The 22,496-nt window shown below is 74.6% G+C and carries 23 protein-coding genes; 13 read left to right on the top strand and 10 right to left on the bottom strand.

The features are described from left to right. Positions 1–17: 17 nt before the first annotated feature. Genes priA through ACRB68_RS01580 form a run of 3 tightly spaced genes read left to right on the top strand, consistent with a single transcriptional unit; the run spans position 18 to position 2,313 of the window. Positions 18–737, top strand: a complete 720-nt coding sequence (gene priA, locus ACRB68_RS01590) for a bifunctional 1-(5-phosphoribosyl)-5-((5-phosphoribosylamino)methylideneamino)imidazole-4-carboxamide isomerase/phosphoribosylanthranilate isomerase PriA (RefSeq protein ID WP_153530521.1) — start codon at positions 18–20, stop codon at positions 735–737. Next, positions 734–1,495: an imidazole glycerol phosphate synthase subunit HisF gene (hisF, locus tag ACRB68_RS01585; protein WP_153530520.1), complete on the top strand. Its 762-nt coding sequence runs from the start codon at positions 734–736 to the stop codon at positions 1,493–1,495. Before priA ends, hisF begins: the two co-directional genes overlap by 4 nt. Then, the gene (locus tag ACRB68_RS01580) at positions 1,492–2,313 is read left to right on the top strand and encodes an ATP-grasp domain-containing protein (RefSeq protein WP_207709554.1); all 822 of its coding nucleotides are present in this window, start codon (positions 1,492–1,494) and stop codon (positions 2,311–2,313) included. The genes hisF and ACRB68_RS01580 overlap by 4 nt, the downstream gene beginning before the upstream one ends. Position 2,314: 1 nt before the next feature. Here ACRB68_RS01580 and ACRB68_RS01575 read toward each other — a convergent pair whose 3' ends face one another. From ACRB68_RS01575 to ACRB68_RS01530, 10 genes are all read right to left on the bottom strand, one after another. Beyond that, the gene (locus ACRB68_RS01575) at positions 2,315–3,997 is read right to left on the bottom strand and encodes a CocE/NonD family hydrolase (protein ID WP_153530519.1); all 1,683 of its coding nucleotides are present in this window, start codon (positions 3,995–3,997) and stop codon (positions 2,315–2,317) included. 46 nt (positions 3,998–4,043) lie between these two features. Then, complete coding sequence (locus tag ACRB68_RS01570; RefSeq protein ID WP_153530518.1) at positions 4,044–4,949, bottom strand: acyl-CoA dehydrogenase family protein; 906 nt, start codon at positions 4,947–4,949, stop codon at positions 4,044–4,046. Then, on the bottom strand, positions 4,949–6,085 hold the full coding sequence (locus tag ACRB68_RS01565) for an acyl-CoA dehydrogenase family protein (RefSeq protein WP_207709553.1): 1,137 nt from the start codon (positions 6,083–6,085) through the stop codon (positions 4,949–4,951). Before ACRB68_RS01565 ends, ACRB68_RS01570 begins: the two co-directional genes overlap by 1 nt. Before the next feature lie 67 nt (positions 6,086–6,152). After that, positions 6,153–7,301, bottom strand: a complete 1,149-nt coding sequence (locus ACRB68_RS01560) for an acyl-CoA dehydrogenase family protein (RefSeq protein ID WP_153530517.1) — start codon at positions 7,299–7,301, stop codon at positions 6,153–6,155. 18 nt (positions 7,302–7,319) lie between these two features. Continuing rightward, entirely contained in the window at positions 7,320–8,495 is a 1,176-nt protein-coding gene (locus tag ACRB68_RS01555; RefSeq protein ID WP_153530516.1) for a winged helix DNA-binding domain-containing protein, read from the bottom strand. A gap of 31 nt (positions 8,496–8,526) precedes the next feature. Beyond that, positions 8,527–8,865 carry a hypothetical protein gene (locus ACRB68_RS01550; RefSeq protein WP_153530515.1) on the bottom strand — a complete coding sequence of 113 codons (339 nt, stop codon included), beginning with the start codon at positions 8,863–8,865 and terminating at the stop codon, positions 8,527–8,529. Positions 8,866–8,983: 118 nt separating this feature from the next. Further along, positions 8,984–9,391, bottom strand: a complete 408-nt coding sequence (locus ACRB68_RS01545; protein WP_194293171.1) for a hypothetical protein — start codon at positions 9,389–9,391, stop codon at positions 8,984–8,986. Positions 9,392–9,460: 69 nt separating this feature from the next. After that, the gene (locus ACRB68_RS01540) at positions 9,461–10,696 is read right to left on the bottom strand and encodes a hypothetical protein (protein ID WP_153530514.1); all 1,236 of its coding nucleotides are present in this window, start codon (positions 10,694–10,696) and stop codon (positions 9,461–9,463) included. Positions 10,697–10,789: 93 nt separating this feature from the next. Beyond that, entirely contained in the window at positions 10,790–12,571 is a 1,782-nt protein-coding gene (locus ACRB68_RS01535) for an ABC transporter ATP-binding protein (protein WP_153530513.1), read from the bottom strand. Further along, positions 12,568–14,487 carry an ABC transporter ATP-binding protein gene (locus ACRB68_RS01530; protein ID WP_153530512.1) on the bottom strand — a complete coding sequence of 640 codons (1,920 nt, stop codon included), beginning with the start codon at positions 14,485–14,487 and terminating at the stop codon, positions 12,568–12,570. The genes ACRB68_RS01535 and ACRB68_RS01530 overlap by 4 nt, the downstream gene beginning before the upstream one ends. 672 nt (positions 14,488–15,159) lie before the next feature. Between ACRB68_RS01530 and ACRB68_RS01525 the strand changes: the two genes are divergently transcribed. From ACRB68_RS01525 to ACRB68_RS01480, 10 genes are all read left to right on the top strand, one after another. Then, entirely contained in the window at positions 15,160–15,366 is a 207-nt protein-coding gene (locus ACRB68_RS01525) for a cold-shock protein (protein WP_018657218.1), read from the top strand. Between the two features lie 109 nt (positions 15,367–15,475). After that, complete coding sequence (hisI, locus tag ACRB68_RS01520; RefSeq protein ID WP_207709552.1) at positions 15,476–15,859, top strand: phosphoribosyl-AMP cyclohydrolase; 384 nt, start codon at positions 15,476–15,478, stop codon at positions 15,857–15,859. After that, on the top strand, positions 15,856–16,461 hold the full coding sequence (locus ACRB68_RS01515; protein WP_153530510.1) for a Trp biosynthesis-associated membrane protein: 606 nt from the start codon (positions 15,856–15,858) through the stop codon (positions 16,459–16,461). The genes hisI and ACRB68_RS01515 overlap by 4 nt, the downstream gene beginning before the upstream one ends. After that, positions 16,458–17,153 (top strand): response regulator transcription factor, encoded by a 696-nt coding sequence (locus tag ACRB68_RS01510; RefSeq protein WP_328593599.1) that lies wholly within the window; start codon positions 16,458–16,460, stop codon positions 17,151–17,153. The genes ACRB68_RS01515 and ACRB68_RS01510 overlap by 4 nt, the downstream gene beginning before the upstream one ends. Before the next feature lie 24 nt (positions 17,154–17,177). Continuing rightward, positions 17,178–17,621 carry a DUF2752 domain-containing protein gene (locus ACRB68_RS01505; RefSeq protein ID WP_328593598.1) on the top strand — a complete coding sequence of 148 codons (444 nt, stop codon included), beginning with the start codon at positions 17,178–17,180 and terminating at the stop codon, positions 17,619–17,621. A 116-nt stretch (positions 17,622–17,737) separates the two neighbouring features. Further along, complete coding sequence (gene trpC / locus ACRB68_RS01500) at positions 17,738–18,544, top strand: indole-3-glycerol phosphate synthase TrpC (RefSeq protein ID WP_328593597.1); 807 nt, start codon at positions 17,738–17,740, stop codon at positions 18,542–18,544. 115 nt (positions 18,545–18,659) lie between these two features. Further along, entirely contained in the window at positions 18,660–19,895 is a 1,236-nt protein-coding gene (trpB, locus tag ACRB68_RS01495) for a tryptophan synthase subunit beta (RefSeq protein ID WP_153530509.1), read from the top strand. Then, positions 19,892–20,704, top strand: a complete 813-nt coding sequence (gene trpA / locus ACRB68_RS01490; protein WP_153530508.1) for a tryptophan synthase subunit alpha — start codon at positions 19,892–19,894, stop codon at positions 20,702–20,704. Before trpB ends, trpA begins: the two co-directional genes overlap by 4 nt. Positions 20,705–20,826: 122 nt before the next feature. After that, positions 20,827–21,492 (top strand): MauE/DoxX family redox-associated membrane protein, encoded by a 666-nt coding sequence (locus tag ACRB68_RS01485; RefSeq protein ID WP_328593596.1) that lies wholly within the window; start codon positions 20,827–20,829, stop codon positions 21,490–21,492. 59 nt (positions 21,493–21,551) lie between these two features. Beyond that, positions 21,552–22,361, top strand: coding sequence for a DsbA family protein (locus tag ACRB68_RS01480; RefSeq protein ID WP_153530507.1), 810 nt, complete (start codon positions 21,552–21,554; stop codon positions 22,359–22,361). Positions 22,362–22,496: the final 135 nt, after the last annotated feature.

Genomic DNA, 22,496 nt, shown 5'->3' with positions numbered 1-22,496 from the left:
GACAAAGGTTGCGAACAATGACTCTCACCCTTCTTCCCGCCGTCGACGTCGCCGATGGCCAGGCGGTCCGCCTGGTGCAGGGCGAGGCCGGCACCGAGACCTCCTACGGCGCGCCGCTGGACGCCGCGCTGGCCTGGCAGCGCGCGGGGGCGGAGTGGATCCACCTGGTGGACCTGGACGCCGCGTTCGGCCGCGGCTCCAACCGCGAGCTGCTCGCCGAGCTCACCGGCCGCCTGGACGTGAAGGTGGAGCTGTCGGGCGGCATCCGCGACGACGCCTCGCTGGAGGCCGCCCTGGCCACCGGCTGCGCCCGGGTCAACATCGGCACCGCCGCGCTGGAGGACCCCGCCTGGTGCCGCAAGATCATCGCCGAGTACGGCGACAGGATCGCGGTCGGGCTGGACGTGCGCGGCACCACGCTCGCCGCGCGCGGCTGGACCCGCGAGGGCGGCGACCTGTGGGAGGTGCTGGACCGGCTGGAGGCCGACGGCTGCCCCCGCTACGTCGTCACCGACGTGACCAAGGACGGCACGCTGCGCGGCCCGAACACCGAACTGCTGCGCGAGGTGTGCTCCCGCACCGACAAGCCCGTCATCGCCTCAGGCGGGGTGTCCTCGCTGGACGACCTGCGCGCGCTCGCCGCCCTCACCGGCGACGGCGTGGAGGGCGCCATCGTCGGCAAGGCCCTGTACGCGCAGGCGTTCACCCTCGAAGAGGCCCTGGCGGCCGTCAAATGACCGTCGCGGTCCGGGTCATCCCGTGCCTGGACGTCGACGCCGGCCGGGTGGTCAAGGGCGTCAACTTCCAGAACCTGCGCGACGCCGGCGACCCGGTCGAGCTGGCCCGCCGCTACGACGCCGAGGGCGCCGACGAGCTGACGTTCCTGGACATCACCGCGTCCTCGGGCGACCGCTCCACCACCTACGAGGTGGTGCGGCGCACCGCCGAGCAGGTGTTCATCCCGCTCACCGTCGGCGGCGGCGTGCGCACCGTGGACGACGTGGACCGGCTGCTGCGGGCGGGCGCCGACAAGGTGTCGATCAACACCGCCGCGATCGCGCGCCCGGAGTTCCTGCGCGAGGCCGCGCACCGCTACGGGTCGCAGTGCATCGTGCTGTCGGTGGACGCCCGCCGCGCGGCCGGCACCGCGTCCGGCTACGAGGTCACCACGCACGGCGGCCGCAAGGGCACCGGCATCGACGCGATCGAGTGGGCCCGGCGCGGCGAGGAGCTCGGCGTCGGCGAGATCCTGCTGAACTCGATGGACGCCGACGGCACCAAGGCCGGCTTCGACCTGGAGATGCTGCGCCGGGTCCGGGCGCAGGTCACCGTCCCGGTGATCGCCTCGGGCGGCGCGGGCGCGCTGGAGCACTTCGCGCCGGCCGTGGCGGCGGGCGCCGACGCGGTGCTGGCCGCCAGCGTCTTCCACTTCGGCGAGATGACCATCGGGCAGGTCAAGGACGAGCTGCGCGCCGCCGGGAGCGTGGTGCGGTGACGGTCGCGCTCGCCACCTGCGCCGCGCTGCCCGGCGGCAGCGACGACGCGGTCCAGATCCGCACCGCGCTCGCGGTGGACGGCGTGGACGCGGTGCCGGTCGTGTGGGACTCGCGCGCCGACTGGGCGGCCTACGACCTGGTCGTGGTCCGCTCCACCTGGGACTACACCGAGCGCGCGGCCGAGTTCCTGGCCTGGGCGGATTCGGTCCCGCGGCTGCTGAACCCGGCGCCGGTGCTGCGCTGGAACACCGACAAGCGCTACCTGCGCGACCTGGCGGAGCGGGGCGTCCCGGTCGTCCCGACGCGCTGGGACCCCGCGGACGTCCCGGGCGACTGGGACGAGTACGTCATCAAGCCCGCCGTGTCCGCCGGTTCCCTCGGCACCGCCCGCTGGCGCGCGGGGGAGGAGGACCGGGCCCGCGCCCACCTGCGGTCCCTGCGCGGCCGTACGGTCATGGTGCAGCCCTACCTGCCGGGCGTCGACACCGAGGGCGAGACGGCGCTGCTGTTCTGCGACGGCGAGTTCAGCCACGCCGCCCGCAAGGCCCCGATCCTGCAGCGGGGCACCGGCGTGGTGGGCGCCCCGCGCGGCGGCGAGGTCACCGCCGCCGCGGCGACGCCCGAGCAGCTCGCGGTCGCCCGGCAGGCCCTGGCCGCAGTCCAGGGCGACCTGCTCTACGCGCGCGTGGACCTGGTCCCGGGCCCGGACGGCTCGCCGGTCGTCCTGGAGTTGGAGCTGACCGAGCCCGCGCTGTTCCTGGAGCACGGCCCCGGCTCCGCCGACCGCTTCGCCAAGGCCATCGCCGCGCGCCTGTGAGTCACCGCTCGGCGGCGGGGTCGGGGATGGCGGGCGCGGGGGAGCGGCCGGCGCACGGCAGCAGGATCGCCGAGGGGTGCTCGGGGTCGTGGAAGACCTCCTGGTCGGCGGCGACCATGGTGCGGGCGGCGCCGAGCGGCTCGCCGGTGCCGGGGTTGACCGCGACCTTGGGGTAGGCACCGCTCGCCACGTGCACGCGGACGCGGTGGCCCTTGCGGAAGCGGTGCCCGGCCGGCCACATGTCGACCGTGACGCGCCGCACGTCGCCGTCGGCGGGCAGCAGCCGCAGGCCGCCCTCGCAGACGTTGCGCGACGCCCCGTCCGGCGCGACGTCGCAGAGGCGCACGATGAAGTCGGTGTGCGCGCGCGACGAGCGGACGTACAGCTCCGCCGCGACCGGCCCGACGATATCGGTGTCCTCGGTCAATACCGGCGAGGTGAACACCAGGACGTCGTCGCGCTTCTCCAGCGGCCGGTTGTCGACGGGCTTGGAGCTGCCGAGCAGCGTCGGGCCGCCGAGCGCGGGCGTCGGCCGCGCCGGGTCGAAGCGGTACCGCGACGGCTCGTGGTCCTGCGGGCCGCCGGGGCCGAGGCCGCCGCCCGCGTGCAGGTGCCAGCGCTCGGTCCGGGTGCCCGGCGGCGGCCAGTCCTGATAGTCGCGCCACTCGCGGGCGCCGGTGACGTAGACCCGGACGGGGTCGGCGCGCACCCCGGAGGAGTCGCCGCGCAGGTGCGCGCGGAACCAGGCGAGGGACTCGCGGAACGACACCAGGCCGTGCCGGGCGTCGGTGTGCCACCACGGGCCGATCGTCAGGTGGGGCCGGTGCCCGGCCGCGCGCAGCGCCAGGTAGTCCTTGACCAGCCAGGGCAGGAACACGTCGTACCAGCCGCCGAGCAGCGCGACGGGCGCCTCGACCGAGCCGACGGTGGCGCTGAAGTCGCGCTTGGCCCAGTAGGCGTCGCCCGGCCCGTGGTCGCCGGTGCCGTGGTTGGCCGCCCCGTGGTTGGAGATCAGGTCCTGGTAGAAGCGCATCGGCTCGCCGCCGGCCGCCAGGTCCAGTTCGGCGAGGGGGCGGCCGGAGCGGGCCGCGCGCACCGCGCGGCGCCGCGACAGCAGCGGCGCGGTCAGCAGCCCGAACGGCTGCTGCTGCCGGTGGGTGAGCTCGGTCCAGGTCAGCGTGGACTCCAGCGCGAACGACCCGCCGACGTAGGCGGCGTCGCGGAACGACGACGCGGTGATCTGCAGCGACATCGCCTTCAGCTCCGGGCCCGCGTCGGCGGCCAGGGCCCAGGCCGAATAGCCGAGGTAGCTGGCGCCGTAGGTGGCGAACGACCCGTTGAACCAGGGCTGCTTCTTCAGCCACTCGACGGTGGCCACGCCGTCGTCGTGTTCGCTGCCGAGCGGGTCGAACTCGCCGCCCGACCCGAACGTCCCGCGCGCGCTCTGCACGAGGAGCTGGAACCCGAACGGCACGAACGGCAGCCCGTTCAGCACCGACGCGGGTCCGCGGCGTCCGTAGGGGGTGCGGACCAGGATGGTGGGCGGCGGGCGGCGCACGCCGAGCGGGATGTAGCGGTCGGCGAGGAGCGTCACCCCGTCCGGCATCCTCACCGGCAGGTCGCGCTGGACGGTGTAGCGGGGCAGGCGGAGCTGCGGAGCGGTCAGGCGGTCCCTGATGGCCATGCGGTCTCCCGACGGGTTGCTACTGCCTGGTAACCACGGTATGCCCTCACATACCGATCAGGAACGGCCAGGGATCGCGCGAACCGGCCGCCCGGCCGCCGAGATCGCCCGCCCAGAAGGCCTCGCCGCCGAATTCCTCGCGCCAGGACCACAATCGCAGGGTGATCGTGTGCAAAGGATGCTCTGCGGTGACGCCCAGCGCGCCGTGCACCTGATGAGCGATCGAAGCGACGGTCCCTGCGGCGCGGGAGGCGTTCGCCTTGGCCGCCCCGACCGCCACCGGATCGTCGGGCGTGCGGACGGCCGCCCGGACCGCGACGTCGGCGATCGCGACCTCGCCCGCCAGCTCGGCCAGGGCCTGCTGGACGGCCTGGAACCGGCCGATCGGCCGCCCGAACTGCTCCCGTTCGCCCGCGTACCGCACCGACAGCTCCAGCGCCCGCCGCATCGCGCCGGTGAGCTGCACCGCCCGCGCCAGCGCGCCGCGCAGCCGCAGGTCGGCGCCGCAGGGCCCGGCCGCCACGGGCCGCGCCCCGCCGAGGACGATCTCGTCGCGCGGCTCGCCCGCCAGGTTCGCGCCCGGGACGATCTCCAGGCCGGCCGGGTCGTACACCCGCGCCTCGCCGTCCCGCACGACGACGATCCGGTGCGCCCCGCGCGCCCACGGGACCCGGCGCGGATCGGCACAGGCCGTCAGCGGGCCGGGCGGCACCGGCAGGCCCGCCTCGGCGAGCGCCCGCCCGGCGAGCCAGCCGGTCTCGGCGAGCGGCACCGCGGCCGCGTGGTAGCCGGACGCGCGCAGCAGCACGGCCGCGTCGGCGAGGGTGCCGCCGCTGCCGCCCGCCTCCTCGGGGACGCCGACGGCGGTGAGCCCGGCCTCCTCCAGCGCGGGCCAGGGGTCGGCGGCGGCGAGGATCTCGTCCGCGGTCGCGGCCAGCAGCGGGTCGTCCATCAGCGCACTCCCAGGCCGCGCGCGACGATGCCGCGCAGGATCTCGTTGGTGCCGCCGCGCAGCGTGAACCCCGGCGCCTGCACGACCGCCTGGGCGAGCGCGCGGGCCAGCGGGTCGGGGGAGCCGGGGTCGGGCTCGGCGCCGGCGTGATCGCGGGCGGCCTCGATCACCTCGGACTCGAACCGCGTCCCCAGGTCCTTGACCAGGGCGGCGGCGACGTCGGGCGTGCGGCCCTGCGCGAGCGCCCCGGCGACGCCGAGGGACGCCTGCCGCAGGGCCCACAGCCGCGCCAGGAGCCGCCCGAGCGCGCGCGGGTCCGCGCCCCGCTCGTGCAGCAGCCGCAGCAGCAGGAACGTGCTGAGCAGGCGCTCGGGGCCGCTCCGCTCGTAGGCCAGCTCGGCGGTCACCTGCCGCCATCCGTCGCCGGGCTTGCCGAGGACGAGCGCGTCGGGGACGAACGCGCCGTCGAACACGACCTCGTTGAAGTGATGCTCGCCCGACAGGGACGCGATGGGGCGGATCGTCACGCCCTCGGCGGGCAGCGGCACGATGAACTGGGTCAGCCCGGCGTGCCGCTCGCTGCCCCTTTCGCTGCGCGCCAGCACGAGGATCGCGTGCGCCAGATGCGCGCCGCTCGTCCACACCTTGGTGCCGGTGAGACGCCAGCCGTCGCCGTGCTCGCCACCACGGGTGCGTTCGGCGCGGGTGCGGACCGAGGCGAGGTCGGAACCGGAGTCGGGCTCGCTCATCCCGATCGCGAAGAAGCACTCGCCGCGCACGATCCCCGGCAGGAACCGCCGCTGCTGCTCCGGCGTCCCGTTGTGCAGCAGGCTCGGGCCGACCTGCCGGTCGGCGATCCAGTGCGCGGCGACCGGCGCCCCGGCGGCCAGCAGCTCCTCGATCACCACGAACCGTTCCAGCGGCGAGCGGCCGTGGCCGCCGGCGCGGGCCGGCAGCGTCATGCCGAGCCAGCCGCGCGCGCCGAGGGCGCGGCTGAACGCCGGGTCGGCGCCGGTCAGCCAGCTGTCGCAGCGCGGCGTGAACGACGCCTCCGCCAGGAACGACCGCACCCGCGCGCGCAGGCCGGCCGTCCCGGGCGGCAGCGTGCCCGGTTCCAGCTCCGGCAGTGACGGCACGGGCGCCTCCTCGGGGGATCCGCAGGGCAGGCTACCGATCCGCCCCGGCCGCCGGGTCGGTGGCCCCTTACCTGACGCCCTTGGCCAGGTGGCGGGCGATGACCATGCGCTGGATCTGGTTGGTGCCCTCGAAGATCTGCATCACCTTGGCCTCGCGCATGTACCGCTCCACCGGGAAGTCGCGGGTGTAGCCGTAGCCGCCGAGGACCTGCACCGCGTCGGTGGTGACCTTCATCGCCGCGTCGGTCGCGACGAGCTTGGCGATCGAGGCCTGCCGCGCGAACGGCAGCCCCCGGTCCTTGCGCCGCGCCGCCTCCAGGTAGGCGGCGCGCGCCGTCTCCACGGCCGCGGCCATGTCGGCGAGCAGGAACGCCAGCCCCTGGTTGTCGATGATCGGGCGGCCGAACTGGCGCCGCTCGGCGGCGTAGGCGACGGCGTGGTCCAGCGCGCCCTGCGCCAGTCCGACCGCGCACGCGGCGATGCCGAGCCGCCCCGAGTCCAGCGCCGCCAGCGCGATCGGGAAGCCCTGCCCCTCCCCGGCCAGGCGCCGCCCGGCGGGGACGAGCGCGCCGTCGAAGTGCAGCTGCGCGGTCGTCGAGCCGGTGAGGCCCATCTTGCGCTCGGGCGGCCCGAACGTCAGGCCGGGCACCTGTCCCTCGGTGAGGAAGCAGGAGATGCCGCGGCCGCCGTCGTCGGAGGTGCGCGCGAACAGCACGTAGAAGTCGGCCTCGCCGCCGTGGGTGATCCACGACTTGGTGCCGGTGATCCGGTAGGCGTCGCCCTCGCGGACCGCGCGGGTGCCGAGCGCGGCCGCGTCGGACCCGGCCTGCGCCTCCGACAGCGCGTACCCGCCGAGCAGCTCGCCGCCGAGCATGTCCGGCAGCAGCTCCAGCTGCTCGGGCGTGCCGTAGTTGAACAGCGGGAAGCAGGCGAGGGTGTGCACGCTGACGCCGACCGCGACCGACGCCCACACCGACGCGATCTCCTCCAGGACCTGCAGGTAGACCTCGTAGGGCTGCCCGCCGCCGCCGTGCTCCTCGGGGTAGGGGAGACCGAGCAGGCCGGACCGGCCGAGCAGCCGGAACACCTCGCGGGGGAACTCGGCGGCCGCCTCGGCGGCGGCGGCGCGCGGCGCCAGCTCCTTGGCGGCGATGTCGCGGGTCAGCGCGATGAGTTCTTCTGCTTCAGGGGTGGGAAGCATGCGTTCTGCTGGCATGCCCCCCATCTTCGCGGATCAGCCGGTGAGCTCGCGCTCCAGCGGGGTGCGGAAGCGCGGGACGGCCCGCACGCCGCCGTAGAACGCGGTCATGCGGGCGGTCTCGGCCTCGATCGCGGCGACCGCGTCCGCGCCGGCGTCCTCCAGCAGCCGCACCACCAGCTCGCCGTCGGCGCGCTGGGCCCAGCCGCCGACGATCCGGCCGTCCCACCACACCGACGGGCCGATGTTGCCGTTCTTGTCGAACAGCGCCTCCTTGTGGGCGCCGAGGTACCAGCCGCGCTCCTGCCAGCCCATCGCGGTCGGGTCGAGGGCGGGCAGCAGCGCCGCCCAGGGCTCGGGCTCGGCGGCCGGCTCCAGATCGCCGGCGAGGACCAGGCCGGGCGCGCCGTCCATGGTCACCTCTACGGTGTCCAGCAGGGCGAGGGCCTTGCGGACCTCGGTCGCCGACCAGCCCGTCCACCACTTGACGTCGGCGGCCGTGGCCGGGCCGAACGCGTGCAGCCACGCGCGCACCAGCTCGGCGCGCGCCTGGTCGGCCGGGACGGAGGGGACGCCGCCGGGCAGCCACTTCTCCACCGGCGACCACTTGTACTGGCTGCTCGCCCACGACCCGTTCGGGCGGCCGCGCACGATCCGGCCCTCCACGCCGAGCGTCACCAGCACCCAGGTGGTGATGGAGGTCGGCTTGGAGTAGGACTTGCCGGGCGCGGTGTCGATCTGGGTGCGCAGCCGGGGCTCGGCGGCGCTGATCTGCGCGCCGGTCGCCTCGCCGAGCTCCAGCAGCGCCCGGTGCGCGCCCTCGGCGACGTCGTCGAAGAAGGCGGCCGCGTCGTCGGCCACGCCCGCCTGCTCGATGAACCGGGTGTAGGTGCGCCGCTGCTTGACGGCGAGCGCGTCGGCGCAGGCCGCCTGCAGCACCGGCAGCAGCTCGACCGGCACCACGAACATGGTCCGCCGCATGGCGAGCATCCGCAGCAGCGTCCGGTCGTCGTAGAGGGCCGCCTCCACATCGGCCGGGCCGGCGGTGCCGCTGCGCGCCGCGACGCTGAGGAACACCGTCGCCGGGTCGGTGGCGTGCAGCGCCACCAGCGAGCGGGCGATCTCCAGGACGTCGCCGGTGCGTGCGGACGGGGCCAGCCGGTGCCGGACGGCCAGACGGGCCCGCCGCTCCCGGGCACTGAAATCGCGCATGGCGCGACCCTACGCCGGGGGTAGGACAGGATCAGCCGTTGTGGCTGATCTTCACCACCACGTTGTCCTTGGTGACCGACTGCACCGACACGCTGAACCCGCCGTCGGTCTGCTGCTGCCCGTCGCCGACCGGCACGTTGATCTGCTGGCCGCCGACCTGCAGCGTGACGGTCTCGTTCTGCACGCTCACCAGCTTGGCCTTCACGCCGAGGATGTTCGCGCTCGCGTCCACGCCGCGGTCGAAGGTGACGGTGCAGGAGTTGATCCCGCAGTCGGTCTTGCTGTTCTGGCCCTCGCAGGCGGTGACCGCGCCGAGCGGCAGCAGCGCGAGGGCGAGAACGGCGAGGGAACGGCGTGCGGAAACGGTCATGACGGGGAGTCTAGGGAGCGCGTGACGCCTCTTTCGCCCTCCTGTGGGGGGAACCGGGCCGGCCGCGTGTAGTACCCGGCGGTGATCAGGCCTCGACCTTCCCGGCGCGGGGAACCGATCAGCCGTGGTGTGCGTCGCCGGACAGGATGTCGCCGCCGAGCTCGCCGCGCAGCGACCGCAGCGTCGGCTCCGGGCCGACCGCCACCCACCGCGTCCCGACCAGGTACGTCCCGCCCCAGGGCCTGGCCTCCGCCAGCCACGCCCGCTGCCCCTGGTCGGTGGTGAACCCGACGAGGGTGTAGCGGCCCCGGGCCGTCCGGCAGGCGCCCTGCCGCAGCTCCTCCGCCCCGCGGGTGCCGGTCAGCCTGCAGCCGGATTTCGCGGCCAGCTGCTCGATCGTGGCGGGCGGCGCGGCCGTGTGGCCGGCGTGCCCGGCTCCCGCCGCGCCGCCGCAGGCCGCGGCCAGTGCCAGCACAGGCAGTGTCAGCAGGGCGCCGCCGAGCAGCGCCGCTCCGGGGTGGTGCATGGCCCATCCTCTCGCCGGGGTACGCGATCGGTGGGAGGTACGCGCGCTCGCGGCGCGGGGTTCAGGGGGTCAGATCGCCCGGGCGGCGGCCGCGGCCCGCACCTCGGGCTCCTCGGCGGCGTCGTGCTCCAGGCGTTGCAACCGGATCCGGGTGTCGTCGGTGAGCGGCGCAGACCCGGCGGCGATCTCGCGGGCGCCGGACTGGCAGTCCCACAGGCCCTCGACGGCGTAGGCCTCGGCGGTGTGCGGCGCTGTCCGGATGAGCGCGGTCAGCACCCGGGGCCGCAGATGGGCATAGGGCGTTTCGGTCCAAGCGGTCTTCAGCAGCGGGACGGCCTCACCGGCGCGCAGCCGCCCGAGGCCCTCGATCGGGTCGGCGGCGCCGCGCCAGTAGCCCTCTTCCATCGTCTCGGTCAGTTCTTTCATCAGGATGGGGATGTCCTGGCGGGTCCCGTGGGCCGCCAGGATGTGCATCCCCATGGGAGCGCGCCCGTCGTCGGTGGTGGCCCAGACGCGGGCGTAGGGGAGTGCGGCCGGGCCGAAATCCGTCAGCGGCCGGAACAGCGCGCTCCGCCAGCGGCCCGGCTGCTGCGGCAGCAGCTCGTCGGCCAGCTCCAAAAGAGCCGGGGCGCGCCTGCGCCCCAGCTCGAACAAAGCGGATAGCGCCGCGTCGTCACCGCCGCGCGCCAGCCGCAGCAGCTCGGCGTCGGTGAACGCGGAGCGGTCCGTGGCCTGCGACGCCGGACGGCGCATCGGCGGCCTGGTCCGCTGCCGCCGCACCGCCGCGGCGATCTGCGGCTGCCGCGCGGCCCAGCTCTCGATCACCGGATTGCGCGGCCCGGCGACCAGGGACTCCAGCGCCGGCTCGTCGCAGCGCGCCACGACCAGCTCGTCCAGCCCGGCGGTGAGCGCCGGATCGCCCGCGTCCACCAGCGCGTTCAGCGCGTCGTACCAGTGCATGCCGTCCTCGGCGTAGTCGCGCAGCACCGCCGCGGCCTCACGCCGGCTGAGCCGCACCATCTCCGCCAGCACCCGCAGGGTCAGCCCCACCCGGCGGTCGTCCTCGTCGGCGTGGTCGGCCGGGTCGAACAGGTGCTCGGCCAGCGGCCCGACCGGCAGCTCGAGATCCACCATCAACCGGGCGTAGTACAGCGACCGCGACTCGCACTGCCAGTCCCAGCGCGGATCCCGGCGCACGCAGTCGTACACGTACTCGCCCGCGCCGGGCTTGCCGGCCGCGCGCCGCGCGGCCCTGCCGAGGCCCCGCTGCAGCTGACCGTGCAGGGTGCCCGCCGATTCACTCATGACCTCAATGCTCACCCCAGCAGAATGCGCAGGCGAACAGATATCGGGCAAGTGCTTTAGCGCCCGTCCGTATACCCGTGTCAAAACCCCGCATCAGATGCTCCGTTGCGCGACCCAGGACGCGTACAGGTCGGCGTAGACGCCCGGCACGGCGGCCAGCTCGGCGTGCGGGCCGCGCTGCACGATCCGCCCCGCGTCGAACACGATGACCTCGTCGGCGGCCTCGGCGGTGGACAGCCGGTGCGCGATCGAGATGGCGGTGCGGCCCCGCGTCACCCCCTCCAGGGCCCGCTGGATGCGGACCTCGGTGGCCGGGTCGACGGCCGAGGTCGCCTCGTCCAGCACCAGCAGGTCGGGGGCCGCGACGTAGGCGCGGGCGAGCGCGACCAGCTGCCGCTCGCCGGCCGACAGCGACTCGCCGCGCTGCCCGACCGGGGTGGCCAGGCCGCGCGGCAGGCCCTCCAGCCAGTCGGCGAGGCCGAGCTCGGTCAGCGCCAGCTCCAGGTCGGCGTCGGTGGCGTCCTGGCGGCCGTAGCGGATGTTGTCGGCGAGCGTGGCGTCGAACAGGAACCCGTCCTGGGGCACCATGACGATCCGCTCGCGCAGCGAGGAGAACCGCACGTCCTTCAGCGGGACGCCGTCCACCAGCACCCGGCCGCTCGTGGGGTCCATCAGCCGGGTCAGCAGCTTGGCGAAGGTCGTCTTGCCCGACCCGGTCTCGCCGACGATCGCGACGCGGCTGCGCGGCGCGATCTCGGCGTTCACCCCGTGCAGCACCGGCGGCCCGCCGGGGTAGGCGAACCCCACGTCCTCGAAGCGCACCTCGATCGGCCCGCGCGGCAGCGTCTCGCCGCGCTCGCCGGGGTCGGCGACGTCGGGGACGGTGTCCAGCACGCCGAGCACGCGCCGCCACCCCGCGATCGCGTTCTGCGCCTCGTTGAGGACCTCGGTGGCGGTCTGCATGGGGCTGACGAACAGCGTGACCAGGAACAGGAACGCGATCAGCTCGCCGGCCGTCAGGTGGCCGCCGACGCCGAGCAGCGTCCCGGCCACCACGACGGCGGCGGTCGCCAGCGCCGCGACCAGCTCGCTCACGGGGAACGTCAGCGCGACCAGGCCCTGCGCGCGGGTCTGCGCGTGCCGGGTCGCCGCGACGGTCTCGTCGACGCGCCGCGCGGTGCGCTCCTCGGCGGCGTAGGAGCGGATCACCGAGGCGCCCACCACCGACTCGCCGACCACGGCCAGCAGGTCGCCGGTCCGCTCGCGCACCCGGGTGTAGGCGGCCGAGACCAGCCGCTGGAACCGGCGCAGCGCGAACGCCAGCGGCAGGAACGAGGCCCACACCAGCAGCGCCAGCGGCCAGGAGTAGACCGCCATCAGCACGCTCGCCACCACCAGCTGGCCGAGCGAGACGATCATCATCAGCCCGCCCCACTGCATGAACTGGCTGATCTGGTCGACGTCGCCGGTCACCCGCGACACCAGGGCGCCGCGCCGCTCGCCGCTCTGGGTGAGCATCGACAGGTCGTGCACGTGCCGGAACGCCCGGATCCGCAGGGTGGCCAGGCCGCCCTCGGTGGTCTTGTAGAGCCGCACGTTCATCGCGTAGGCGCTGAGCGCCGTCAGCAGCACCGCGACGGCGCAGAGGACGACGGCGGTGCGGATGAAGCCGATGTCGGGGCCGCCGGCGTGGCCGAGGCCCTTGTCGATGGTCTGCTGGACCGCGATCGGCACCACGATCCGGCCCGCCGTGGACACCAGGGCGAGCAGCAGCGTCCCGGCCAGCCCGGCCCGGAACTCGGGGGTGAGCCGCAGGCCGCGCCGCAGCGTGTGCAGCGCCCCCTCGGTCCCGGCCGCCTCACTGAGGGTCGTCATCGCAGGGCCTCCTCGCCGCCGGTCTCGATCGCTTCGTGGTCGATCGCCTCGTGCTCCGCTTCGGCCCGCTCGTAGGCGTTGACCAGGTTGCGGTACCCCTCGGACCGTTCCAGCAGCTCGGCGTGGGAGCCGCGCGCCGTCACCCGCCCGTGGTCCAGGTAGACGACCTCGTCGGCGAGGGCGATGGTGGCCTTGCGGTAGGCGACCACCAGGACGGTGGCGCCCGCGTCGCGCTCGCGCAGGGCCGCCAGGATCCGCTCCTCGACCTGCGGGTCGACGCTGGAGGTCGCGTCGTCCAGGACCAGCAGCCGGGGCCGCCGCACCAGGGCGCGGGCGAGCGCCAGGCGCTGGCGCTGGCCGCCCGACAGCGTGGCGCCGCGCTCGCCGACCCGGGTGTCCAGGCCGTCCGGCAGCGCCGCGACGAAGCCCTCGGCCTGGGCGAGGCGGAGCGCCTCCCAGACCCGCTCGTCGGGCAGGTCCAGGCCGAGCGTGACGTTGCCGCGCACGGTGTCGTCGAACAGGAACGTCTGCTGGGGGACCAGCGCGGCGGTCGCGGCGACGCCGCCGGCCCGCACGTCGCGGGCGTCGACGCCGTCCAGCAGCACCGAGCCGTCCGCCGGGTCCACCAGCCGCACCAGCAGGTTCGTCAGGGTGGACTTGCCCGACCCGGTCGGCCCGACCAGCGCGATCGTGCGCCCGGCGCCGGCCTCGAAGGAGACGTCGTGCAGGACCCGCGCGCCGTCCTCGTAGCCGAAGCGCACCGCGCGGACCTCCAGCGCGGCCGGGCCGCCGGCGGCCAGCTCCTGCTCGCCGTAGGGCAGCGACCCGCCGGCGTCCAGCACGCCGCGCACCCGGTTCCAGCCGACGACGCTGCGCGGCACCTCGGCCAGCACCCAGCCGAGCGCGCGGATCGGCCACGCCAGCAGGGTGAACAGGTACGCCACGTGCACCAGGTCGCCCGCCGTCATCGCGTGGCTCTGCAGCCGCATCGAGCCGATCAGCAGCACCGCCAGCACGCCGAGGTTCGGCAGCGCCTCCAGGACGGGGTCGAACAGCCCGCGCACCCGGCCGACCGCGACGTTGGCGTCGCGCAGCGCGTGGGCGCGGGCGGTGAATCGCGCGGTCTCGGCGTCCTCGCGGCCGAGGGTCTTGACCACCAGGCCGCCCTCGAAGCTCTCGTGCGCGACCTCGCTGACCTCGGCGCGCAGCTGCTGCGCGCGGGTCGCCACCGGCGCGAGGCGCCGCTGGTACACCACGTTCAGCATCGCGATCGCCGGGAACACCAGGAACCCCACGATCGCCACCGTCACGTCGGTGAGCACGATCGACACCGCCGCGATCACCAGCATGAACAGCACGCCGACCGCCATCGGCAGCGGCGCGAGCGGCGCCCAGGACGCCTCCACGTCGGCGTTGGCGTTGGACAGCAGCTGCCCGGTCGGGTGCCGGTGGTGCCAGGCGAGCGGCAGCCGCAGGTACTGGCGGGTCACCTCGCGCCGGTACCGGGCCTGCATCCGGTACTGCATGAGCCCGGCGTAGAAGCGGCGGCCGGCGACGCCGAGGGCCTTGAAGAACGCCACCCCGACGATCGCGGCGGCGGCGCCCGTCAGCGCCCCGGCGGTGGTGTGCCCGGACGCGAACGCGGGCAGCACCACGTCCTCGGTCACCCAGCCGAGCACCTGCGCGGTGCCGACCGTCATCGCCGCGTAGAGGGCGCTGGCGAGCACCGACAGCGTGAAGACGCGGGGCTCGGCGCGGATCGCGACGGCCAGTACCCGGATCCCTTCACGCAGTATTCGCGGGTTGACGCGCTCAGACCCTGGTGGCACAGCACACTCCTGTTCACATACGACGGGCCCCGGGGATCCACCCGTCGGGGGCGCTGCGGGTGGGTTGGGCCCGGTAATGCCTACCATCCGGCGCCGGTGCCTATTCCCGTACGGGTCGGACGGCGGCCTGCGGACCCGGCGGGCCGCGGCCGCCCGGATGCGGTCCGCGACGAAGTGATGCCGTTCTGTGATGGTCGGGGCGGACGATTCGCCGGGGGCGTTGGAGTTGTCATCGCATGAGTCCTGGCGGGTACAAAATCATCCACCGCATGGAGTTCTTTGTTCACCTAGAGGAGATGCGCGCGGCGCGGGCGAGGCGCCGGTGCAGGTCACTGCGCCCCTCTTCGGGGAAGTGCTGGAACACCCGATAAGAATTGACCGTTATGTCCTGAGAAAGTTTCCGGTTCTGGACAGCTGTGCGCGTCCGGGCGGCTGCGGCGCGCGTTCGGACGCCTTCTGCTCGCGGGCGCCACGGCGGCTGTCAAGACCCTGGACCAGAGTGGTCGAAGCCTTTAACCGGGGACTTCTCCGGCATGGCAATCAAGAAGGGATGCGGCTCCTCCGCTTTAGCCGGAACCGGTGATACGGTGGGGCCGTCGGTTGCAGTCGTGGTTCTCGATCGTTTGTACGGACGCCCGCGGACTGATGGCAGCGGGCGTTTTGGCTTTTCCGGGACCGTACGGAGTTGCGAGGGCGTTCCGCAGTGACCGCGCCGGGCCCGCGAGGTGTGGGCCCATGTTTTGCCGCAAGGAGAAAGACATGCCCCAGCAGGGCACCGTGAAGTGGTTCAACGCCGAAAAGGGCTTCGGCTTCATCGCCGTGGACGGCGGTGGACCCGACGTCTTCGTGCACTACTCGGCGATCCAGTCCTCCGGGTACCGCACGCTGGACGAGAACCAGCGCGTCCAGTTCGAGGTCACGCAGGGCAACCGGGGCCCGCAGGCCGACCAGGTCGTCCCCCTGTAAGACCCAGTCGTACGTCAGGACCCGCATCCGCCCGGGATGCGGGTCCTTTCGTGTCCGCGGCGTGTCCACCGCAGTACGTTCACCACCGGGAGGCGGCACAATGGACCCCATGTCCGCTCGCCCGTCCAATCTGGACCCCAAGATCGCCGACCGCCTCAAGCGGGACGCCGACGGCCTCGTCCCCGCCATCTGCCAGCAGTACGACACCGGTGAGGTGCTCATGCTCGGCTGGATGGACGACGAGGCCCTGCACCGCACCCTCACCACCGGCCGCTGCACCTACTGGTCGCGCAGCCGCCAGGAGTACTGGGTGAAGGGGGAGACCTCCGGCCACCAGCAGTGGGTCAAGTCCGTCGCCCTGGACTGCGACGCCGACGCCATCCTGGTGAAGGTCGACCAGGTCGGCGCGGCCTGCCACACCGGCGACCGCACCTGCTGGGACGCCGACGTGCTGGACGCGGTCGTCGGGGAACGGCCCGCCGAGGGGTCATGAGCCCCGGCCGCGAGCGCGGCCTGACCGCGCTGCTGTGCGCCGCCGGCGCCGGCCTGGTGCTGCTGGCGGCCGGGCGGGTGTGGGCCACGGTGCGCGCCGCCGGCGCCATCACCCCCTTCACCGAGCACGTGACCGGCCGCGACCTCGGCGGCGCCGCCGGCGCGCTCGGCCTGGCCGCGCTGGCCGGGCTGGCCGCGCTGTTCGCCACCCGGGGCCGGGTCCGCCAGGCCGTCGGGGCGCTGCTGGCCGCGTTCGGCGCCGGCGCCGTGTACGCCTCGGTCACCAGCGTCCAGCGCGACCACGTGCTGGACGTCGCTGGCGACAAGCGCGCGCTGCTGAAGCTCGGCGCCGCCGCCGCGATGGACGTCAACCTGTGGTGGATGGTCTCGGTCACCGGCGGCGTCCTGCTGGTGCTCGCCGGCCTGGCCGTCCTCGCCCGCAGCACCCGCTGGCCCGGCATGTCCTCGCGCTACGAGCGCGCGGACGCGCCCGCCCCCGCCGCCCCGCGCGACGACGACGCCGCGGGCCTGTGGAAGTCCCTGGACCGCGGCGAGGACCCCACCGCGGGGGACGGGCCGGCGCCCGCCGAGCGCCGGCGGTGAGCGCCCGCGCGGGCCACGAGGGCGGCGGCCTGGTCCTGGTCGCCGAGCACGAGCCCGCGGTGGCCGAGCTGCAGCGCCGCTACCTGGCCCGCGAGGGGTACGGCGTCGAGATCGAGGGCGATCCGGCGCAGGCGCCCGCCACCGCCGCCCGGATCCGCCCCGACGCGGTGGTGCTCGACCTGTCCACCGCGCCGCTGCCCGCCGAGCTGTACCGGCGGGTCGCCGAGGCGGCCCGCCCCGCCCCCGTGGTGGCGGTGACGGCGGCGGGGGCCGGCCGGCCGGGCCCGCCCGGCGGCCCCGGGTTCACCGACCACTGGGTGACGCGCCCGTTCAGCCCCCGGGTGCTGGTGGCGGCCGTCGCGGCGGCGCTGCGCGGCGGCGGCGTCCCGGAGCCCGGCCCGGGGCCGCTGCGCGCCGGCCCGCTCGCCCTGGACCCCGACGCCCGCACCGCGACGGTGGGGGAGCGGCCGGTCGCCCTCACCGGCACCGAGTTCGACCTGCTGGAGTTCCTGATGGGCAACCCCGGCCGCGTCTTCACCCGCGAGCAGCTGCTGGAGGCCGCCTGGGGGCCCGGCGCGGGCGCCGGCAGCCGCACCGTGGACGTGCACGTCGCGCAGCTGCGCGCCAAGCTCGGCGCGGGCAGCCCGATCCGCACCGTGCGCGGCGTCGGCTACGTCCTGGACGCGCCCTAGGCCGTACCGTCCTAGGCTGGGGGCGTGACCCGCGTACCCGCACCGCCCGCCCCGCGCCCGCGGGCGGCCCGGCCCGGCCGGGCGCTGCTCGCCCCCGCCGCCGTCGCGGCCGGCCTCGCCGCCGCGACCGCCGTGGTGGGCCTGGTCGACCCGCACGAGCCGGGCCACTACCCGACCTGCCCGCTGCTCGCCCTGACCGGGTACTACTGCCCGGGCTGCGGCGGCCTGCGGATGGTGAACTCCCTGGTCCACGGGGACGTGGCCGCCGCGTTCGGGTCCAACCCGCTGCTGCTCGTCCTGCTGGCCCTGCCGGTCTACCTGTGGGGGCGCTGGACGTGGCTGGCGGCGCACGGCGAGCCGATGCGCACCCGGTTGTTCCGCCCGGCGTTCTGGGGCGTGCTGCTCGCCGTCGTCATCGGCTACGGCGTCGTGCGCAACCTGCCGTTCGCCCATGTCCTGGCGCCCTGACCCGGTATGTGACTTTCTCCGCGCGGCCCGGATTGGAGGGCCCGCGACGGGTGCGGCTACGATCGGTGCACGGATCGACCGGAGCTTCATCCGCCGGAACATAGGGGGCCTAGCGCGTGAGTGTGCTCGACGAGATCATTGAGGGCGTGCGGGCCGATCTCGCCGAAAGGCAGCGAGAGATCTCCCTGGACGAGCTCAAGGAGCGGGCGGCCGCGGCCCCCGCCCCGCGCGACGCGCTCGCCGCGCTGCGCGGCCAGGGCGTCGGGGTCATCGCCGAGGTCAAGCGGAGCAGCCCCTCCAAGGGCGCGCTCGCCGCGATCGCCGACCCGGCGGCCCTCGCCCGCGACTACGAGGCCGGCGGCGCCAAGGTCATCAGCGTGCTCACCGAGCGGCGCCGCTTCGGCGGCAGCCTGGAGGACCTGGCCGCGGTGCGCGCCAACGTCGACATCGCGGTGCTGCGCAAGGACTTCATCGTCACCTCCTACCAGCTGTGGGAGGCCCGCGCGCACGGCGCCGACGTGGCGCTGCTGATCGTGGCCGCGCTGGAGCAGGACGCCCTGGTCTCGCTGGTGGAGCGGGCCGAGTCGATCGGGCTGCTGCCGCTGGTGGAGGTGCACAGCGAGGACGAGGTCGAGCGCGCCCTGGCCGCCGGCGCCAAGGTCGTCGGCGTCAACGCCCGCGACCTGAAGACCCTCAAGGTCGACCGCACGGTGTTCGGCCGGCTCGCGCCGCTCATCCCCAAGGACGTCGTCAAGATCGCCGAGTCCGGTGTGCGCGGCCCGCACGACCTGCTCGCCTACGCCTCCGCCGGCGCCGACGCGGTGCTGGTCGGCGAGAGCCTGGTCATCGGCCGCGACCCGCGCACCGCGGTGGCCGACCTGGTCGCCGCCGGCGCCCACCCCGCCCTCCGCCAGGGAAACTGACGGGAGCCGATAAGGTACGGCCATGCCCATGGAACCGCTGCGCGAACGATGGCGCGCTTGTCCGACGTCTCACTGACCGGATAGGCCCTCTCCGTACGACAGGACGAGAATTCAGATGACCATCGACACCGCGCGCGGTGCCGGCGCGCCCGTGCCCGACGCCGAAGGCCACTTCGGCATCTACGGCGGGCGCTTCGCCCCCGAGGCCCTCATGGCCGCGCTGGACGAGCTGGACCGCGAGTTCACCGCCGCCAAGTCCGACCCGGCCTTCACCGCCGAGCTGGACGACCTGCTGAAGAACTACGCGGGCCGCCCCAGCCTGCTCACCGAGGCCAAGCGGTTCGCCGAGCACGCGGGCGGCGCCCGGGTGCTGCTGAAGCGCGAGGACCTCAACCACACCGGCTCGCACAAGATCAACAACGTGCTGGGGCAGGCGCTGCTGGCCCGCCGCATGGGCAAGACCCGCCTCATCGCCGAGACCGGCGCCGGCCAGCACGGCGTGGCCACCGCCACCGCCGCCGCGCTGCTCGGCCTGGAGTGCACCGTGTTCATGGGCGAGCTCGACACCGAGCGCCAGGCCCTGAACGTGGCGCGGATGCGGATGCTGGGCGCCGAGGTGGTGCCGGTCCTGACCGGCAGCCGCACCCTCAAGGACGCCTGCAACGAGGCGTTCCGCGACTGGGTCGCCACCGTCGGCCACACCCACTACTGCGTCGGCTCCACCATGGGCCCGCACCCGTTCCCGGCCATGGTCCGCGACCTGCAGCGCATCATCGGCGTCGAGGCCCGCGCCCAGGTGCTGGAGCTCACCGGCAAGCTGCCCGACGCGGTCGTGGCGTGCGTCGGCGGCGGCTCCAACTCCATGGGCGCCTTCCACGCGTTCGTGCCCGACGAGGGCGTCCGGCTCTACGGGTTCGAGGCCGCGGGCGACGGCGTGGAGACCGGCCGGCACGCCGCCACCATCTCCGGCGGCTCGGTCGGCGTCATCCACGGCATGCGCACCTACCTGCTGCAGGACGAGGACGGCCAGACCATCGAGTCGCACTCGATCTCGGCGGGCCTGGACTATCCCGGCATCGGCCCCGAGCACTCCTGGCTGCACGACACCGGCCGCGCCACCTACGCGCCGATCACCGACGCCGAGGCGATGGAGGCGTTCGCGCTGCTGTGCCGCACCGAGGGCATCATCCCGGCCATCGAGTCGGCGCACGCCCTGGCCGGCGCCCTGAAGGTCGGCAAGGAGCTCGGCCCCGGCGCCGTCATCGTCGTGTGCCTGTCGGGCCGCGGCGACAAGGACATGCACACCGCCGCCGAGTACTTCGGCCTCATGCCCGGGGGAACGGCCGAATGAGCGTCAAGCCCGCCTACGACAAGGCCGCGGCCGAGGGGCGCGCCGCGCTCGTCGGCTACCTGCCCGCGGGGTTCCCCTCCCGCGAGGGCGCGATCGAGGCCGCCAAGGCCATGGTCGACGCCGGCTGCGACGTCATCGAGATCGGCCTGCCCTACTCCGACCCGATGATGGACGGCCCGACCATCCAGGACGCGGTGCACCAGGCACTGGTCGGCGGCGCCCGCGTCGCCGACGTGTTCACCACCGTCGAGGCGGTCGCCGCCACCGGCGTGCCGACCCTGGTCATGACCTACTGGAACCCGGTCGACCGCTACGGCGTGGACGCCTTCGCGCGCGACCTGGCCTCCGCCGGCGGGTCCGGGCTCATCACGCCCGACCTCACCCCCGAGGAGGCCGGCCCCTGGATCGAGGCGTCCGACGCCCACGACCTGGACCGGGTCTTCCTGGTCGCGCTCAGCTCCACCGACGAGCGCATCGACAAGATCACCCGGGCCAGCCGGGGCTTCGTCTACGCCGCCTCGCTGATGGGCGTCACCGGCGCCCGCAGCGCGGTCGACACCGGCGCGCCGCGGCTGGTGGAGCGGACCCGCCAGATCATCGCCAAGAACGGCGGCGACCTGCCGGTCGGCCTCGGCCTCGGCGTCGGCAACGGCGCGCAGGCCGCCGAGGTCGCCCGCTTCGCCGACGGCGTCATCGTGGGCTCGGCGTTCATCCGCCGCCTGCTGGACGCCCCCGACCCGGCCGGTGGCCTGGCCGGGGTCCGCGAGCTCACCGCCGACCTCGCCGCCGGGGTCCGCGGCCGCGCCTGACCCGCTCGCCCGCCTCTCTCATGGCAGGATGGGGGCCGCGTTCTGACGGTGCGTTTACGCGCGGCCCTCTAGGGTGGTCGCGGTCCGCCGCCCCGCGGCCCCCCGAGTGAGATGAGGAGACGGTGGTTACAGAACAGGCGAGGCAGGACTCCGGGCCCGGTACGCCCGGTTCCGCCGGGTCCACGCTGCCCTGGATCGTCGCCGCCGCGGCCCTCGGCCTCGCGGTCATGCTCGCCTGGACGGCCTGGGCCAAGGTCGACCAGGAGTGGATCGGCGTCGCCGGCGGGCTCGGCATCGTCGCGGTGCTGCTGTACGCCGCGCGGGCCCGGCTGGACGCCCCGTGGATCACCCTCGCGGCCCGGGTGGGCCTCGCGGTGGTCCTCGGCTGGGCCGGCCTGGTGAAGTTCGGCCAGGCGGCCGAGGTGCAGAAGGTCGCCGTCAAGGGCTACCAGGTGATGCCCGACGGCGCCGCCTCCATCGTCGCCACCGCGCTGCCCATCCTGGAGATCGTGCTCGCGGTGCTGCTGCTCGCCGGCTTCGCCACCCGCGTCATCGCGATCCTGTCCGGGCTGCTCATGGCGGTGTTCATCGTGGGCATCGCGCAGGCGTGGGCCCGCGGGCTGAAGATCGACTGCGGCTGTTTCGGGGGCGGCGGCAAGGCCGCCGACCCCCAGTACCTGGGCGAGATCCTCCGGGACACCGGGTTCCTCGCCCTCGCGGCCTGGACCGCGATGCGGCCGCCGGGCAGGTTCGCGGTGGACCGCCTCCTCGGCCTGCACGAGGACTGACCGGGGGACCCCCTCCGGGCAGCACTGACACCCGACGTGAGTTTCCCTAAGGAGAACAGATGAGTAAGGCCGCGCGGGAACGGACCGCCCGGGAGCGGCTGGCCGAGGAGCGCAAGCGCCAGGCCGCCAAGGAGAAGCGGACGCGCGCCCTGCTGGTCGGTGTCGCTGCGGTCGTCGTGATCGCCGTCGTCGTGGTCGCCGCGGTGATCATCCAGAACAACAAGGGCAAGGAGAACAAGGTGGGGTACCAGGGCGCGCTCGCCCCCACCTCGGTGCAGCCCGACGGCGCGGTCGTCATGGCGCAGCCGAACGCGACCGGCGCGGCGGTGGACCTCTACGAGGACTTCCAGTGCCCGATCTGCAAGGAGTTCGAGGGCAAGAGCGGCGACGTGCTGAAGAAGCTCGCCGCCCAGGGCAAGATCAAGGTCACCTACCACGTGCTCGCCTTCGTCAACCCCGAGGGCTCCACGCGCGCCGCCGTGGCCGGCAAGTGCGCCGCCGACGAGGGCAAGTTCGTCCAGTTCCACGACGTGGCCTACCGCAAGCAGCCCGACGAGCGCGAGGCGCTCACCGTCGACCAGCTGAAGAAGTTCGGCAAGGACGCCGGGATCGGCGGCAAGTACGACTCCTGCGTGGCGGGCCAGCAGTTCGCGGGCCAGGTGAAGCAGAACACCGAGGCCGGCCTGAAGCTGCTGCAGGAGAAGCTCGGCCGCCAGGCCGGCACCCCGTCGATGCTGGTGAACGGCAAGCCGGTCAGCCAGAACGCCATGTTCGACCCGCAGGGCCTGGAGCGCGAGCTGCTCGCCGCCGCCCCGGCCTCCCCGGGCGCGCCGAGCCCGAGCACGTCCAGCAAGAAGGCCAAGTCCTAGGGCGGGGCCGACGGTGAAGGGCGCGGCCGCCGGCCGCGCCCTTCGGCGTGCCCGGGGACGGCGCGCGGGCCCGGGCGTGGATCACCGGCCGGCAGGTTCGGCCCGCGGCCGCCGGAGGCGGTAACGTCATCGCTC

It is taken from the genome of Actinomadura macrotermitis (genome assembly GCF_009604375.1).
GTDB classification, from domain to species: Bacteria; Actinomycetota; Actinomycetes; order Streptosporangiales; family Streptosporangiaceae; genus Spirillospora; species Spirillospora macrotermitis.
Note: the sequence above shows the minus strand (reverse complement) of the source record. Positions and strands in the feature narration are given on the sequence as shown.